Origin of the sequence: Streptomyces sp. VTCC 41912 (assembly GCF_045799175.1) — a bacterium.
Classification (GTDB): domain Bacteria; phylum Actinomycetota; class Actinomycetes; order Streptomycetales; family Streptomycetaceae; genus Streptomyces; species Streptomyces albulus_C.
Window position 1 is genome coordinate 57,702 of sequence record NZ_JBJMAB010000010.1, and the last position, 14,725, is coordinate 72,426.

General features: G+C 72.0%; 9 protein-coding genes. 3 read left to right on the top strand and 6 right to left on the bottom strand.

All coding sequences use genetic code 11. From position 1 onward, the window contains the following. Position 1: 1 nt before the first annotated feature. From ACJ6WD_RS17040 to ACJ6WD_RS17060, 5 genes are all read right to left on the bottom strand, one after another. Positions 2-1,555 carry a Wzz/FepE/Etk N-terminal domain-containing protein gene (locus tag ACJ6WD_RS17040; RefSeq protein WP_407616076.1) on the bottom strand — a complete coding sequence of 518 codons (1,554 nt, stop codon included), beginning with the start codon at positions 1,553-1,555 and terminating at the stop codon, positions 2-4. Beyond that, complete coding sequence (locus tag ACJ6WD_RS17045) at positions 1,552-2,949, bottom strand: polysaccharide biosynthesis protein (protein ID WP_233659969.1); 1,398 nt, start codon at positions 2,947-2,949, stop codon at positions 1,552-1,554. The genes ACJ6WD_RS17040 and ACJ6WD_RS17045 overlap by 4 nt, the downstream gene beginning before the upstream one ends. Continuing rightward, positions 2,946-4,223, bottom strand: a complete 1,278-nt coding sequence (locus tag ACJ6WD_RS17050; RefSeq protein ID WP_407616077.1) for a glycosyltransferase family 4 protein — start codon at positions 4,221-4,223, stop codon at positions 2,946-2,948. Before ACJ6WD_RS17050 ends, ACJ6WD_RS17045 begins: the two co-directional genes overlap by 4 nt. Then, positions 4,213-5,529 (bottom strand): nucleotide sugar dehydrogenase, encoded by a 1,317-nt coding sequence (locus tag ACJ6WD_RS17055; RefSeq protein ID WP_233659967.1) that lies wholly within the window; start codon positions 5,527-5,529, stop codon positions 4,213-4,215. Before ACJ6WD_RS17055 ends, ACJ6WD_RS17050 begins: the two co-directional genes overlap by 11 nt. A 79-nt stretch (positions 5,530-5,608) precedes the next feature. Then, on the bottom strand, positions 5,609-7,087 hold the full coding sequence (locus tag ACJ6WD_RS17060) for a sugar transferase (RefSeq protein ID WP_407616078.1): 1,479 nt from the start codon (positions 7,085-7,087) through the stop codon (positions 5,609-5,611). 1,527 nt (positions 7,088-8,614) lie between these two features. On the opposite strand from ACJ6WD_RS17060, the gene ACJ6WD_RS17065 reads away from it, so the two are divergent. Next, positions 8,615-11,020, top strand: coding sequence for an SdrD B-like domain-containing protein (locus tag ACJ6WD_RS17065; protein ID WP_407616079.1), 2,406 nt, complete (start codon positions 8,615-8,617; stop codon positions 11,018-11,020). A gap of 286 nt (positions 11,021-11,306) precedes the next feature. Then, positions 11,307-12,002, top strand: coding sequence for a hypothetical protein (locus tag ACJ6WD_RS17070; RefSeq protein ID WP_267953141.1), 696 nt, complete (start codon positions 11,307-11,309; stop codon positions 12,000-12,002). A 7-nt stretch (positions 12,003-12,009) separates the two neighbouring features. Here the strand turns inward: ACJ6WD_RS17070 and ACJ6WD_RS17075 are convergent, their stop codons facing one another. Next, positions 12,010-13,350 (bottom strand): right-handed parallel beta-helix repeat-containing protein, encoded by a 1,341-nt coding sequence (locus ACJ6WD_RS17075; RefSeq protein ID WP_407616080.1) that lies wholly within the window; start codon positions 13,348-13,350, stop codon positions 12,010-12,012. A gap of 87 nt (positions 13,351-13,437) precedes the next feature. On the opposite strand from ACJ6WD_RS17075, the gene ACJ6WD_RS17080 reads away from it, so the two are divergent. Next, the gene (locus ACJ6WD_RS17080) at positions 13,438-14,595 is read left to right on the top strand and encodes a Dyp-type peroxidase (protein WP_407616081.1); all 1,158 of its coding nucleotides are present in this window, start codon (positions 13,438-13,440) and stop codon (positions 14,593-14,595) included. Positions 14,596-14,725 lie beyond the last annotated feature (130 nt).

Here is a 14,725-nt window from a genome sequence, read left to right on the forward strand (position 1 = left end):
CCTACCGAGCCTCCTGGTCGTTGTCCGGGACCCGCGCCGCGCGCATCGGCTGCAACTGCCCCCGCGGCCGGCCCTCCCCCACTGCCTGAACGGCGTGGGAGGTACCCCCACCGTTCTGCCGGGCCGGCCGCTCGCTGCGGCCGCGCAGCGCGGTCTGTAGCCCGTCCCACAGCGTGCCGTCGGTCCGGTCCCGCGGATCGGGGTCGATCAGCACCACACCGAGCACCGCGATGTGCTGGTCCGCGAGTTGCCGCGCCACGGTGTGCAGCCAGGCGGCGTTGCCGTGCCCGGCCCGCACGACGAGCACGGTCCGGGTGCCGAGGTACTGGAGGTCGGTCCACGCGGTACCGGGCGCCACCGAGCCCACGCCGAACCGGCGTTCGTCGGGCGACCCGGCCGCCGCGGGCTCGCCGCCGACCACGCTCGGGCCTCCCGGCTTCCGGCGGCGACCCGCGAGCTGCGGGCCGGGCAGACCGTCGACGACGACCACCGGTCCGTCCGGTGCGAGGGACCCGGCGAGGTCCAGGGCGAGCGCGCTCGTGCTGCGCGCACAGCCCAGTTCCAGCAGCGACACCGGTTCCGCGGAGCCGCGCACGGTGCGGGCCAGGGACACGACGAGCCGTTCGCGCGCCGTCCGGACCCGCCGGCGCTGCCACGGCCGGCCCGACCGGCGGGGCAGCTCGGCGATGACCGACGCGCCCAAATTCGCGGCGATGTCCCGGCGCAACACCGGGCGGTCCGCCACCACCACGCCGACCGCGGCCAGCGCGAGCCCCAGGACGAGGCCGAGGACGAGCCCGACCGCGGCGTGGGTGAGCGCGGCCTTGGCCAGGGAGCGAGGCAGCGCGCGCGGGGCGTCCACGATCTGCGTGCCGGCGATGACCTGGGGCGTGCCGGTGCGCGCCTCCTCGGCACGCTGGTCGAAGTCGGCGATCCGCGAGGTGAGTTCGGCCCGGCGGGCGAAGCGCGACTCAAGGCTCGCGGAGTCCTTCGGGTCGCCGCCCGGCGCCCGGTCCCCGATCGCCTTGTTGACCTGGGCGAGCTCGTCCCGCAAGCGGTCGCGCTGGTCGTCCAGGGCCTTGGCCTCGGTCTTCGCGGCATCCCACATCCGCCGCACGTGGTCCGCGACGAACGCCTCGGCCAGCGCCTTGGCCCGGGCCACCGCCTCCGCGTCGCTGCGGCCCGTCACGTCGATCTGCAACAGGTTGTTGGTCAGGCCGGTGCCCTGGTAGTCCCGCAGGAAGTCCGCCGGCTTTTCCGGGGACTTGAGGGACTTCAGGGCCTCGTCGGCGATCCGGGTGGTCCCCAGCAGCGCGACGTCGGTGCGGATCAGCGTTCCGGGGTCGTTCGGCTGGTCCTCCTTGTGCGCGACCAGCACTTTGGTCACCGCGGTCGGCGGCGTCGGCAGCAGCACCGCCACCGCCGCGCCGACGAGCAGCCCCAGCAGCGCCATGGCGCACCACAGGCGGCGCCGCCTGCGCACCGCCACCACCAGTGCCTGGAGGTCCAACAGCGGAGCGGCGGCCGACGACTCCGACGTCGTACGCGTCGTCACCCGGCACCTCCCGCCGCGTCGTCGGCCAGCGCGAGCACCGGCGCCGCGGCGGCCCGAGGACGGTCCGCGGACCGCGTCGCACGGGCCCGGACCGGACCGGCGAGGACGATCCCGACGACCTCGTGCCGGGCGTCCGCACACGCCTCGGCGATGCCGGTGAGCTCTGACGCGGTCCAACTGCCCGCGCTGAGCACGACCAGGACACCGGACTCGTCGTCGCGGTCCGGCACCATCGGCCGGTCCACCGAAACCCGCACCGTCCGCAGCACGGGGCATCCCCTGTACGAAGAGCTCGGGGAGGGAGCGCCCCCGGCCTCGACGGCGAGCTGCCCGGCGGCCCGGCCGGCGATCTCGTCACCGTCCGGAACGACGACCAGCAGCCGCCGGGGGGCCGGCAGTTCGTCCCGGAGGCGGGCGCACAGCCGCCGGTAGCGGAGCTGCCTGGTGGCCTCGTCGCCGGACGTCTGCGGGGCGGGTGCGTCCCACCGGACGTCGAGGTCCAGCAGCGCGCGGATGCGGGCCCACCGGCCACGGCCTGCCGGCCGGCGCGCGGGTCGTTCCTCGGGTACGTCGACGGTGCCCAGCAGCGTCGAGCCCAGCGCCGCGGCGATCTCCGGTGCGGCGCGCAGTCGGTGACCCCGCCGTGCGGCGGTGAGATGGCCGATGACCGCGAGCAGGAAGAACAGCAGTGCCCCGGCGGCGATGAGCTGCGTGCGCGTCGGTGGCGCCTCGCCGGCCGGCCGGGTCGCCGGCCCCATGACGACCATGTTGGCCTTGCTGGCGGCCGGGGCGGCCTGGTCCAGCTTGTTGAGGGCCTCCTGTAGTGCGGTGCGCAGCTTCGCCAGCTCGGTGCGGGTCTGCACGCCCTCCACGGTCCGTCCCGGGTCGGCGGCCTCGGCCAGCTCGGTGATGCGGCGGCTGGTCTGCACCACCGTCTGCCGCAGCGCCTCGGGTCGCGCCGCCGCTTCGGGGTCGGCGCTCTCGCCCGCCATCCGTGCGGCGAACGTGACGAACTGATGGACCATCTGGTCGGTGAGCCGCTGGGCGCGTTCCGGAGTGTCGGCCGTGCCCGACACGGTGATGATGTTCCCGTCGGCTGCCTTGGCGCCCACCCGGTCCCGCAGCTCGCTGCCGCTCACCCCGGCCCAGCCGAGGGCGGCCGCCGCACGGTCGACCACCGTCGAACTGGTCGCGACGTCCACCTGCGTCAGCAGCTCGCGCTCCTCCCACTGCCCCGGCAGCAGGACCGATGCCGACGCCGTGAAACTCGGCGGAAAGAGCAGCGAGGCGCCGTAGCCGACGAGCGCGCCCACCACGGCGAGGACGGCGAGGAGCCGCCAGCGCCCACGGATGATCCGCCCGATCGTGGCCAGGCGTATCGTGTCGTCGCTCAACGGCGGGGCCTCTTCCCCGTCCGGTTCGCCTGGCCCGCCGACGCCGGAGTGTCCCGGCAGGCGGCGGAGTAGGCGGCGAGCAGCGCCGCCTGCGAGTTCCGCCAGGAGAGCCGGCCGCTGATCCGCTCCTGGCCGATCTTGCCCATCCGGGCCCGCGCCTCCGGGTCGTCCAGCAGCTGCGCGATGAGGCGGGCGAACGCGGCCTCGTCGTTGGCGGGCGCGTACACGGCGGCGTCACCGGCGGAGACCCGCGCCTCCCGGAGGTCGAACGAGACGACGGGCCGGCCCATCGCCATGTACTCCAGGACCTTGTTCATGGTCGACACGTCGTTGAGCGGATTGCGCGGGTCGGGGGAGAGGCACACGTCCGCGGTGGACAGGTGGCGCACCAGGTCGGCGTCCGGAACGCGCCCGGTGAACTCCACCTGCTCCGAGAGCCCGAGCCGCCGGGACAGTGCCACCATCGCGTCGAAGGCGTCGCCGCCGCCGACGAACACCGCGTGCCAGTCGGTCCGGCCGAGCTCGTCGCGCAGCTTCGCGAGGGCCCGCAAGGCGTAGTCGACGCCGTCCTGCGGGCCCATGACGCCCAGGTAGCACAGCAGATGGGGCTTTCCGCGCTTCAACTCCGGTTCGGGCGGCACCGGTTGGAACCGGTCGACGGCGGGCGCGCTGCGCACCACGAAGACGTCCGCCGGCCGCTTGCCGCCGCGGCGCACCGCGACGTCCCGGTAGCTCTCGTTCGTGGCGAGCACGACGTCCGCCGCCCGGTAGGTCCGCCGTTCCAGTGCGCACACGGCGCGGTAGAGCAGGTCTTCGCCCCGGTTGAACCGGGAGAGGTACAACTCGGGCACCAGGTCGTGCTGGTCGAAGACGAACCGTGCGCCGCGCCGCTTCAGCCAGAGTGCCGGCAGGAACAGCAGGTCGGGCGGGTTGCAGGCGTGGACCACGTCGACCGGGCCGACCCTGCGGGCCAGCCGGGCCGTGTGCCACAGCGCCGATCCGTACTCCCGCAGGTAGCCGGCCGGGCCTCCGGTGGCCGCGCGCAGCGGGTAGCGGTGGATCCGGACCCCGTCGATCACCGCCTCCGGCTCGGTGTCCCGCTTCTCCCCCCGGGGACAGATGACGTGGACCTCCCAGCCCGCGTCGCGCAGCGTCGTGCACTCCTGCCACACCCGCCGGTCGAACGGCACCGACAGGTTCTCCACCAGGACCAGCGCGCGCCGTGCCGTCCCGTCGCCGCTGTCCGTCTCACCGAACGATGCGTCACCAAGCAAGGCCCACGTACCCCGGTTCGGCCCGGCGCGCCTCGGCGTCGGGAAGGCGGATGAGATCGACGATCACCGGGCCGCCGCCATGGGGCAGCGCCGACAGCACGGCCGGGTCCTTGGTCCCGACCAGGCACACCTCGGCGTGGTCGAGGACCTCGTCGACGGAGTCCGCGAGCAGCTGCGCGAGGTGCGGCAGCCGGGTCTCGATGTACTCGCGGTTCGCGCCGAGCAGCCGGGAGAGGCTCACGTTGGCGTCGTGGATGCGCAGGTCGTACCCCTTGCCGAAGAGCACCTCCGCCAGCTCGACGAGCGGGCTCTCGCGGAGGTCGTCGGTGCCGGGTTTGAAGGACAGCCCGAACAGGCCCACCCGGCGCTTGCCGGTGCGCTCGACGAGGTCCACCGCGCGTTGCAGGTGGTCGGCGTTGGAGGGCAGCACGTGGGCGAGGATCGGCACCGAGACGTCGGCCCGGCGTGCCGCGTGGACCAGGCTGCGCAGGTCCTTGGGCAGGCAGGAGCCGCCGAAGGCGAAGCCGGGCCGCAGGTAGGCGGGGGAGATGTTCAGCTTGCGGTCGGCCAGGAACACGTCCATCACCTGGTGCGAGTCCACCCCGAGTGCCTGGCACACCGCGCCCAGCTCGTTCGCGAAGCCGATCTTGAGGCCGTGGAACGCGTTGTCCGCGTACTTGATCGCCTCGGCCGTCGGGATCGGCACCCGGAACACCGCGCCGGGCAACCCCTCGTACAGCGCCGCCACCACATCGCCGCTGGCCCGGTCGAGCTCGCCGACGACGGTCTTGGGCGGGTCGAAGAAGTCCCGCACGCTCGTGCCCTCGCGCAGGAACTCCGGGTTGACCGCGACCCCGACGTCCACCCCGGCCGTGCCGCCGACGGACTTCTCCAGGATCGGCACCAGCAGGTTCAGGCAGGTGCCCGGGAGCATGGTGCTGCGGAACACGACGGTGTGCCGCCCGCCGCGGTCCGCCAGCGCGGCGCCGATCTGTTCGGTGACCCGCTCCAGGTACGTGGTGCACAGGCTGCCGTTGGGCTCCGACGGCGTGCCCACGCAGACCAGCGACACCTCGCTGCCCGCGACGGCCTCGCGGACGTCGCCGGTGGCGCGCAGCGCTCCGGTCCGCACGACCTCGGCGACGAGCTCGCCGATCCGCTCCTCGACCACCGGTGCCTTGCCGTCGTTGACCAGGTCGACCTTCACCTGGTTGACGTCCACCCCGATGACCTCGTGACCCATGCTGGCCAGGCACGCGGCCGACACACAGCCCACGTAGCCGAGCCCCAAGACGCTTATTCTCATGACGCGTTCCTCCCCCCAGGCAGGCCCCTTCGGCCTGCGGTCCGTGCGCCGGCCGTACGACGTCGCAGCCCCCCGCGCATCAGTAGGCCCCCTGCCCTTGCAGCACCGCGCGCAGCGTCTTCCACAAGATCACCGTGTCGAGGGCGAGCGACCAGTCCTCCACGTACCGCAGGTCCAGTCGGACGGCCTCCTCCCACGGCAGGTCGCTGCGTCCACTGATCTGCCACAGGCCGGTGAGCCCGGGCTTGACCAGCAGCCGCCGCCGGATGTCCGGGCCGTACGCGGCGCACTCCTCCGGCAACGGAGGCCGCGGACCGACGAGTGACATCGATCCGGTGAGCACGTTGAACAGCTGGGGGAGTTCGTCGATCGAGTAGCGGCGCAGCACCGTTCCCACCCGGGTCACCCGTGGATCCCGGCGGAGCTTGAACAGCAGACCGGCGCCCTCGTTGCGGTCGGCCAGCGCGGCACGCGCCCCGTCGGCCCCGGCGACCATGGTGCGGAACTTGACGATGGTGAACTCGCGGCCGTCCTTGCCGACCCTGCGTTGGCGGTAGAACGCCCCGCCCCGACTGTCCACCAGCACGAGCAGGGCGACGAGCACCATCAGCGGCGCGAAGAGGATCAACAGGAGCGCCGCGCCCATCCGGTCGACGACCTCTTTGACCGCCCGGTGCCCGCCGGTGAAGGTCGGCATGCTCACCCGCAGCAGCGGGATGCCGAGCACCGCGTCGACGTGCAGCCGCGGGCCGGCCACCTCCATCAGCACGGGGGCCACGACCATCTCGGCGTCGCTGCCTTCGAGGTTCCAGGCCAGCCGCTGAAGCCGGTCCGGTGACCAGTGCGGGTCCGGCGTGACGGCGACGACGCGGTACCCGTCGCGGTGGACGTGCCCCGCGACGTCCGTCAGCCGGCCGACGACCGGCACTCCGTCCAGTTGGTCGCCGTCGGCCCCGCGACCGTCCGTCGTGCACACCGCATCCACCCGCCAGCCGAGGTGCGGGAACTTGCGGGTCCGGGCGATCAGGTCGCGCACGGTGGCCAGGCTTCCGGCGGCGAGCACCGGTCGCAGGCACCGTCCTTCCTTCCGCTGCCTGTGCAACCACAGACGCAGCAGGTACCGCGCGGTCATGGTGATCAGCGCGATCATGGGGATCGCGACGAATATCCAGAGCTTGATGTTGCGCGAGGCGAGCGCTATCCCGCCGAGCGCCAGCACGACGGTCGCCGTGAACAGCGAGCGTCCGAGCCGGCGGAACTCCTCGGCGCCCTGGCCGAGTACGGCCGGCGCCCACGACCGGCTCACCGCGAGCGACCCCAGCACCAGCAGCTCGGTGCCGAATGCGAGGATCCCCCATTTCTCGTGCCAGTTGGCCGCGTCCCGGGCCCCGAAGAAGTTGCCGATCGCCGCCACCACGAAGGCGGTGGCCACGGTGTCGCTGGTGATCACGGTACGGCGGTACCGCTGCTCCCAGCCGGTCGCGGGCCGGTCGGTCACCCCGTTCTCCGGACCCCCGCGCGCCAAGAGCAACGGGCTGCCCAGTTCCCCCTGCTGCACAGATCCCCCCAGGTCTCCAGTGGGCTCGACGTATTCGCTCCACACGCTTTCTCCCCTCGGGAGGCCCGCCCCCCGCCGTGCCGTTCCTCCCCCAGGAGGCCCCGCCCTCCCGCGTGACGTCCCCGCCGGTGCAGCGCTGCGTGAACGTCCCGCCCAGGCAGCAGGGGACGCGCATGCCGTGCCGGACCCCCCGAGGTGCGCGGAACCCGTCGAAGCCTCAGGCTCCCCTCACCCGAGACCCCTCTCTCGGGCTCAAAGAATCGATCCCCCCAGGTCTGGCGCTGAGGGCGGGACTGTCGGTCGTCCGCAGCGCCGGGCCCCAAAGATCACGATTTGTCGCCTCGTGTCATGTGAAGCAGCGTCAATGTAGACCATCGGGGCGCACCTGGAGAGGGGAATGTGTGCAAGTTGTGGCCAAACTTTGGAGGCAGTTCCACGGAAAGGTCACCACCTGCGGTGCCTGGCCACGAAGCCGCAGCTTGCGACTTGTGACGACGGCAGTTGCCGGGCCTGCCGGCACCGGCCACCCGGGGCGACCCTGCACCGCCAACGGGGACGCGCCCGGCCGTGCTTGGCCGTGTACCACCGGGCCATGCATGGGCAGAGGGGCCGGCCGCAGGGGGCTCAGGTGCTGGTCCGGCACCACGGAAGGCCCTTCAGGAGAAGGTGACTTGACGTGTAATCAGTTCCACGTTCGGGATGTTCGACGTCGGCCTGCGGTTGGCGAGAAAAGCACGGGCGGCAGTGACGTGAGTGACGTGGTGGTGCCGGCCGCGTCGACTGCGGCTGCTGCTTCGAGGGCCTGTCGCACCGCGTGCGCGGCGACGCCCCAGGAGTCGCGGGCGTCGATCAAGACGCCGGATCCACCCACCAGTTCGAAGATCGATCCCGTCAACGCCGTGCTCCGGCCGAGCGGCACCGGACCGCTGGGTGCCGCCCGCGACTCCCCCTGCGCCCCGCGTCGGAGACCGGCGGGGTCCTGGCGTGCGGCGCGGCTCTTCATCAACCGTGACATCGCCTTCGCGTATTCTTCCGGCCGCCAATCCCCGGGCGCTCGGCGGATATTGCTGATCCCGATGGATAACAGGATTCTGCTGGTGACGCCGAGACGTCAGCCCATAGAATGTCGCGCGCTGCTCGCGATGGCGGCCGGTGAGGTGGGCGGTGGGGGCGGAGTGCCGTGATTGAGCTGCAAGAACACGCAATGCAGGGCGGTTCTCCCCGAGGTTTTGAACGGGCGTTCGCTTTTCCACGCCCGCGCCACTTGAGCATCATCTGTCACAGTCTCAATCCACAAAGCCTTCCCCTCACCAGCAGTGGGCGCTTTCCCGTTTCCCGGTGCCCGCGTCCGGGTGCCGAGAAGTGGACGCGCAGCGAGAAGTAGGTACTTCGTCTTCCTGTCGAGAAAGAAGTGTGGAGCGTGATGCCATGAACCAAGTGGGCAGAGATTCGGGCCGGCCGGCCCGAAGGCTCGCGGCGCCGCTGGCGCGCACAGGGTTAGCTGTTCTTCTGCTGGCGGGCGGCGCCATGGGGGCGACGGCCGGACCGGCCGCCGCCTCGACCACCGACGGCACGCTGACGGTTCAGGTGCTGCGCGACTTCTTCGGCACCGGCGTGATCAACACGACGATGGACGTGCCGCAGCGGGGCATGAAGGTGCAGGTGTCCGACCGCGCCGGGCACGTCGTCACCGGCCTCACGGACACCACCGGAAAGGTCGTGGTGTCGCGGTCGACGACGCTGAGCGGCGGCCGGTACCGCGTCGACGTCAGCATTCCGGCACCGTACGACAACCACCTACAGGCGGCGCCTGCGTCGACGGCGGAGAACCACTTCAACAGCTTCACGTCGTTCGTGGACGTGTCGGGCGGCAAGAACGCCTCGGTGGTGACCGGCGTCTGGAATCCGGCCGACTACACCCTGCCGGACTCGCGGTATTTCGTACCCGTCCAGAACGGCGCCAACGGAACCGACACCCGGGCCTTGGTGGCGTTCGGGACGAAGGTCCGCGGCACGTGTCCCGGCGATGTGTCGTGCCCCACCACGCTGGCCACACAGGCCCAGGTGGGCACGACGTTCGGGCTGGCGTACGACAAGTACCGCAACCGGCTGTTCCAGGGCGCGTTCGCCCGCCGGTACGCCCCGTACGGGCCGAAGGGCGGCGGCGCGATCTACAGGGTGCCGACCGACGGTTCCGGCGCCCCTGAGCTGTTCGCGCAGGTGCCGGGCGCCACGTCGACGCAGCACGACACCGCAAACATGATCAAGGACCCCGGCTTCACCGACGCACCGGGCAAGGAGAGCATCGGCGGCCTGGCCCTGTCGGAGGACGGCTCCACGCTGTACGCGGTGAACCTGCGGACCCGCAGCCTGGTGAGCTTCGACGCCACCGGGGCCACCGCCTCGGGGCCCAAGGCCACGGTGCGGATCCCGGACCCGGGGTGCGCGAGCGCCGGCGACTGGCGGCCGTTCGGTCTCTCCGTCCACGACAACACGCTCTACGTCGGCGGCGTGTGCGACGCGGAGAGCACCCAGCAGCGCACGGACCTGAAGGCCGTCGTCTACGCCTACGACGGCAAGCGGTTCACCACGGTGCTGACCCACGCGCTCACCGACCAGCGCGGCACCGTCTTCACCGGTGCGGGCAACGTCGCCCAGGCCACCCACTGGAATCCGTGGAACACCAGCCTGGAGACGTGGGACCAACGGAAGCTGGGCGGCGCCTTCATCGATCCGCAGCCGGAGCTCGCCTCCCTCGCCTTCGCCCGCGACGGTTCGATGGTCCTCGGCTTCCGCGACCGGTTCATGGACGTGCTCAGTGCGAAGGGCCTGGACCCCCGCCCGGACAACAACACGCCGGAACTCGGCATGTCCGGTGGGGACATCACCATGGCCTGCGCCGATCCCGGCGGCGGATACGCGTGGGAAGGCACGGGGAAGTGCCCCAACCACGCCACCCCCGCCAACGACGGCGGTGAGGAAGGCGGAGTCGTCGAATACTTCCCGGGCGACTTCTTCGGCGGCGGCCACCAGGAGACCGCGCTGGGTTCGGTCGCCTACATCCCGCAGCAACAGTGGGTCGTCAGCACGGAGTTCGACCCGACCGTCAACGTCGAGACCGCCGGTACCGGTTACTACGACATCGCGACCGGTCAGGGCCCCGGCAACAATCCGGCCGCCAACGCGTACCAGTTCATCGGTCAGGAACAGAACGGGTTCGGCAAGGCCGGCGGGCTCGGTGACATCGCCTACACGGCGGCGAACGCACCGATCCAGATCGGCAACCTCGTGTGGTTCGACGGCGACCACAACGGAATCCAGGACCCGGGGGAGCCCCTGCTGCCGGGGGCGACGATCAACCTGCTGGACGCGCACGGCAAACAGGTCGCCACGACCAGGACGGATGCCGCCGGTGAATACTATTTCGGTGGTGTCGGCGCCGCGTACCAGCTCACACCGGGCGCGAAGTACACGGTGCAGTTCGACGTGTGCACCGCGGACACCAGCAAGGTGCCCGGCCAACCCCCCACGAGCGAACTGCGCTTCACGCTCCCGCGAGCCGGTGACAACCGTGCGCACGACTCGAACGTGACCCCGCCGACCACCGGGAAGCTGTGCAACGGCTACGCGCCCGTCACGGCGCCGGCCAAGCCGGGCGGCGTCGACCACACCATCGACGCCGGGGTGTACGTTCCGAAGGCGACGCCGACGCCGACCCCGACGCCGACGCCCACTCCGACCGCGCCTCCGGCCTCCACGCCGCCCTCGCCCGCGCCGCCCGCCAACCCGGCGCCCGGCGGCGGGAGTTCGGGTTCGATGGCGAACACCGGTATGTCCCGGCTGCCGGAGATGCTCGCCGCCGTCGGCCTGCTGGTGGGTGGGGGCCTGGCCCTCGCCTTCGTGAGCCGCAAGCGTCGGGCCCGGCAACACTGAACGAACGGAACAACGGTGAGCTGCCCGACCGCGTCCCGGCGGGCGCGGTCGGGCAGCTCACGTCTTGGCCGGCCCACGAGGGCCGGCCTCGGCGTCGTCTGACACCACCTGCCGAGCGCCGCCGTGACCGCACGGCGGCCGAGCAGCGCGGTGACGGAGAGGGTGAAGCAGCAGAGTGTCAGCGTCGAGCCGTGTGCGAAGCGTCCGAACCCAGAAGGCCCCACCGGGCCGTGCGGCCGGCCGGCGCCGATGGCTGCGGCCACGCTGGGCGGCCGCCGGCATCGGCATGGTGCTGGCCGCGGTGGCCGCGTTCGTCATCGTCGACAGCAACTCCGGTGACAGCGGTCAGCGCGCACTGACGTCGGACGAGGCGAACAGACTGGCGATCACGCGGTTCCGCAACTACCAGGCGCACGGCCGCACGGTGACGATCACCGTGCCGGGCACCGCCGGCGGGCTCGTGGTCACCGGATCCATCGACTTCCAAGGCAGGCTCGGTTACGGCGTGGTGCACGGCACCGGTCGCGACACCTCCAGCGACGGGCTGATCCAGTGGACGGCCGCCTCGGTCTTCGTCCACCCGATGGCGCATGCCCCGGCGCAGGCACCCGCCGCGCCGCCCCGCTCGGGCTGGTACAGCCGTCCCTTGCAGTCGTCCGGCAGCGCACTGGACAGTTCGTTGACCATCGCGCTCAACCTCGCCAGCGACCGACCGGACAACGCCCAACTGCTGCCGCAGAACGGCGCCGCCTGGTGGGGACGGGACGAGGTGGACGGGCACCGGGTGGACGTCATGACCGGGCCGTACTCCCGTGGCCGCGCCGGAACGGCGGGCACCGTGCGCTACTGGGTCGGCGAGGACGGCACCATGTACCGGGTCCGGATCAGCGTGGGTTCCGAGACGCAACCGGTGGTCATCGACTTCGGTCCCCGGAAGTACGTGCCGGTCGAGCCCGCACCGGGAGTCACCCCGAGGTCCTAGCCGCCGTTCAGGACGTCCGCACTCGTGCGTGCGCGGCGAGCAGGGACGCGGGCGGCAGCGGGACGTCTGCCGTTGCCGGTAGGGTCGGAACGGCCGGGACGGTGGTGGCGCCCGCAGTGGTGGCGTGGGGGAACTGCGGCTGGGGACCGGGCGCGGCGACCTCGGTGAACGGGATGCCGACGGGCGCCGTCGGCTTCGACCAACTCCCGCTCGGCGACGGAGACTTGACCGGAAGCGGGCAGGGCGCGGTCGTCGCGAGCGCGGCGGGCACCGTGCTGCGCAGGTCGTTGCCGCGCAGGCAGTTGCCCCGCCCCCGCGTGGCGGTGGGGAACGTCCAGCCGACGTCCACGCCATTGCCGGTGAACGCGTTCGCCACGACCTGGTTGCCGACCGGAGGAATGTCGGCGTTCGCCGTGATCACCAGTCCGGCATTGCCGTTGTCGGCGATGCGGTTGCGGACGAACTGGTTGTCGCTGCCGCCGTCGACGCCGATGCCGATGCCCCACGCGCCGTCCGCCTGCGCCGGGGTGGCCTGCTGCTGGTTGGCGGCGATCAGGTTGCCGGCGAGGACGGCGCCCTGCTGCGGCAGCAGCTTCTCCTGGTGGTCGGAGTTGGTGGTGAGCCCGACCCGGTTGCCGACCAGGCGGTTGCCGATCACGTACATGTCTCCGCTGGCGTTGGTGCCCTCGTAACCGACCGCGTTGAGTTCGGCGACGTTGTCCCGCACCACGACGCGACAGGGCTTGCACTGTCCGACGTAGATCCCCGAGTCGGCCCCGCCCGACGCGTACGAGTGCTCGATGACGCCGTTCTGCGCGGAGAACGCGTAGATGCCGTACAGGCCGTTGCGGGTCGCCGTCACGTAGGAGACCAGGAACGACTTCAGGAAGGTGACGGGCTCGTCGCCGGTGTCGTAGCCGCCAGTTGCCCCCGGCAGGCCGGCGGCCGCCTTCGCCGAGCCGGTGACGAGGACCCCGTTCTGCGTGTTGTTCTGCACGGTGAGGTTCTGCACGGCCACCCCGGGCGCCGTGACGACGATGCCGTTGGGCCGCCGCAACCGCCCGTCGATGACGACCTTGTCCCGGGACTCCCCGCGAAGAGTGACACCGGGCGTGGAGACCTGCACCGACTCGTGGTAGACGCCCGGAGCGACCAGCACCAGGTCACCGGAGCGAGCGAGGGACACCGCATCGGAGATCGTCGGGGCATCGCCGGGGACGCGGATCGTCACCTGGGCGCCGCTCGGTCGCCTGCCCTTGCCCGACCCTCCCTCACCGCCGCCGCAGCCGACCACAAGCGTCAGCGTGCCCAGTACCGTCGCCACCGCACGAAGAGCCCATCGAGACATGATCCCAGTTTGGCACGATGCCCAATCCCTCGCCAGAAAAGCGAAGTTGAGCCGCATCCGCGATTCCGGTGTGGCACTCTGCACTCCATGCACCAAGCCGATCGCCAGCCGTCGCGCCGCACGTTCCTCCACACCACCGGCACCGTGGTGGCCGCCGGACTGGCCGCAGGGTGCACGGCGGACTCGGCCCGGCCGGACCGGCAGCCCCCCACCGCCGCTGCCGCGCCCCCGCCGGTTCCGCTGACGGGCCGCCATCAGGCAGGCATCACGCTCCCTCAGCCGGCGCAGCCCAACCTGCTCGCCGTGGTGGCCGACGTCGGCGACGCCGTGGCCGTCGGCCCGTTGCTGGCCGAACTGGGCCAGGCCATCCGCACACTCGTCGCGGGGACCGACCGGAGACTGCTGGGCCTGCCGCCGGGCGACCTCACCGTGACCGTCGGCGTGGGCCCCCGGCTGGTGCGCACGGCCGGTGCCTCGCTGCCCGGCGCGGCCGACCTCCCGGGATTCTCCCGCGAGCGGATCGACCCCCAGGCACGCGGCGGTGACTTGATGGTGCAGATCTGCGCCAGCGACGCGCTGCTCCTGCCGGTCGTCGCCTCCGCGCTCCTGGACCAGGCCGGCGACCGCGTCCACGAACGCTGGCGGCAGTCCGCGCGCCGCGGTGCGAACGTGCCCGTCGGCAACGGCCGCACCGCGCCGCGCAATCCGCTCGGTTTCATCGACGGCATCGTGGGCCCGCACACGACCACCGAACAGCAACGCGACCTGTGGCTGGCCGGTCCCCCCGCCGTCGCCGGCGGCACCCTGGCCGTACTGCGGCGCATGGAACTCGACCTGCCGCGGTTCGCCGCCCTGTCCACGGCCGAGCAGGAGGCGGTCTTCGGGCGGCGCCGGGCCAGCGGCGTCCCCCTCTCCGGCGGCACCGTCGCCGCGGGCCCGCAACTCGGAGCCAAGACACCGGACGGACGCTATCTCGTCCCCGCGGACGCGCACGTGCGCAGGGCGAACCCCACCGTGGTCGGCGTCGGCCTGATGCTCCGCCGCTCCTACACCACCGACGCGCCCGCCCCCGGCCTGCTCTTCATCAGCTTCCAGAACGACCTGCGGACCTTCACCGCCACCCTCACCCACATGGAAACCTCCGACGCGCTGCTGCGGTTCACCACCACGACCGCCAGCGCGACGTTCCTGATCCTCCCCGGCTTCGACGGGCAACACCCGCTCGGTTCCGGTCTGTTCGGCTGACCCGTGCGCACCTGGCGCAGGGTGACTCCGATACCGGGCGCCTTTCGTCGAGCGCCGCGGTGGGGCGCTGCCGTGCGTCGAGCCGATGCTCACCGACAGATGAGGCTACTTATTCGGCCCCATCTGGAGA

Coding starts and splice junctions, on each gene's coding strand:
- ACJ6WD_RS17055 (WP_233659967.1), bottom strand. CDS start 5,529: ATGAGAATAAGCGTCTTGGGGCTCGGCTACGTGGGCTGTGTGTCGGCC.
- ACJ6WD_RS17065 (WP_407616079.1), top strand. CDS start 8,615: ATGGGGGCGACGGCCGGACCGGCCGCCGCCTCGACCACCGACGGCACG.
- ACJ6WD_RS17070 (WP_267953141.1), top strand. CDS start 11,307: ATGGTGCTGGCCGCGGTGGCCGCGTTCGTCATCGTCGACAGCAACTCC.
- ACJ6WD_RS17075 (WP_407616080.1), bottom strand. CDS start 13,350: ATGTCTCGATGGGCTCTTCGTGCGGTGGCGACGGTACTGGGCACGCTG.
- ACJ6WD_RS17080 (WP_407616081.1), top strand. CDS start 13,438: ATGCACCAAGCCGATCGCCAGCCGTCGCGCCGCACGTTCCTCCACACC.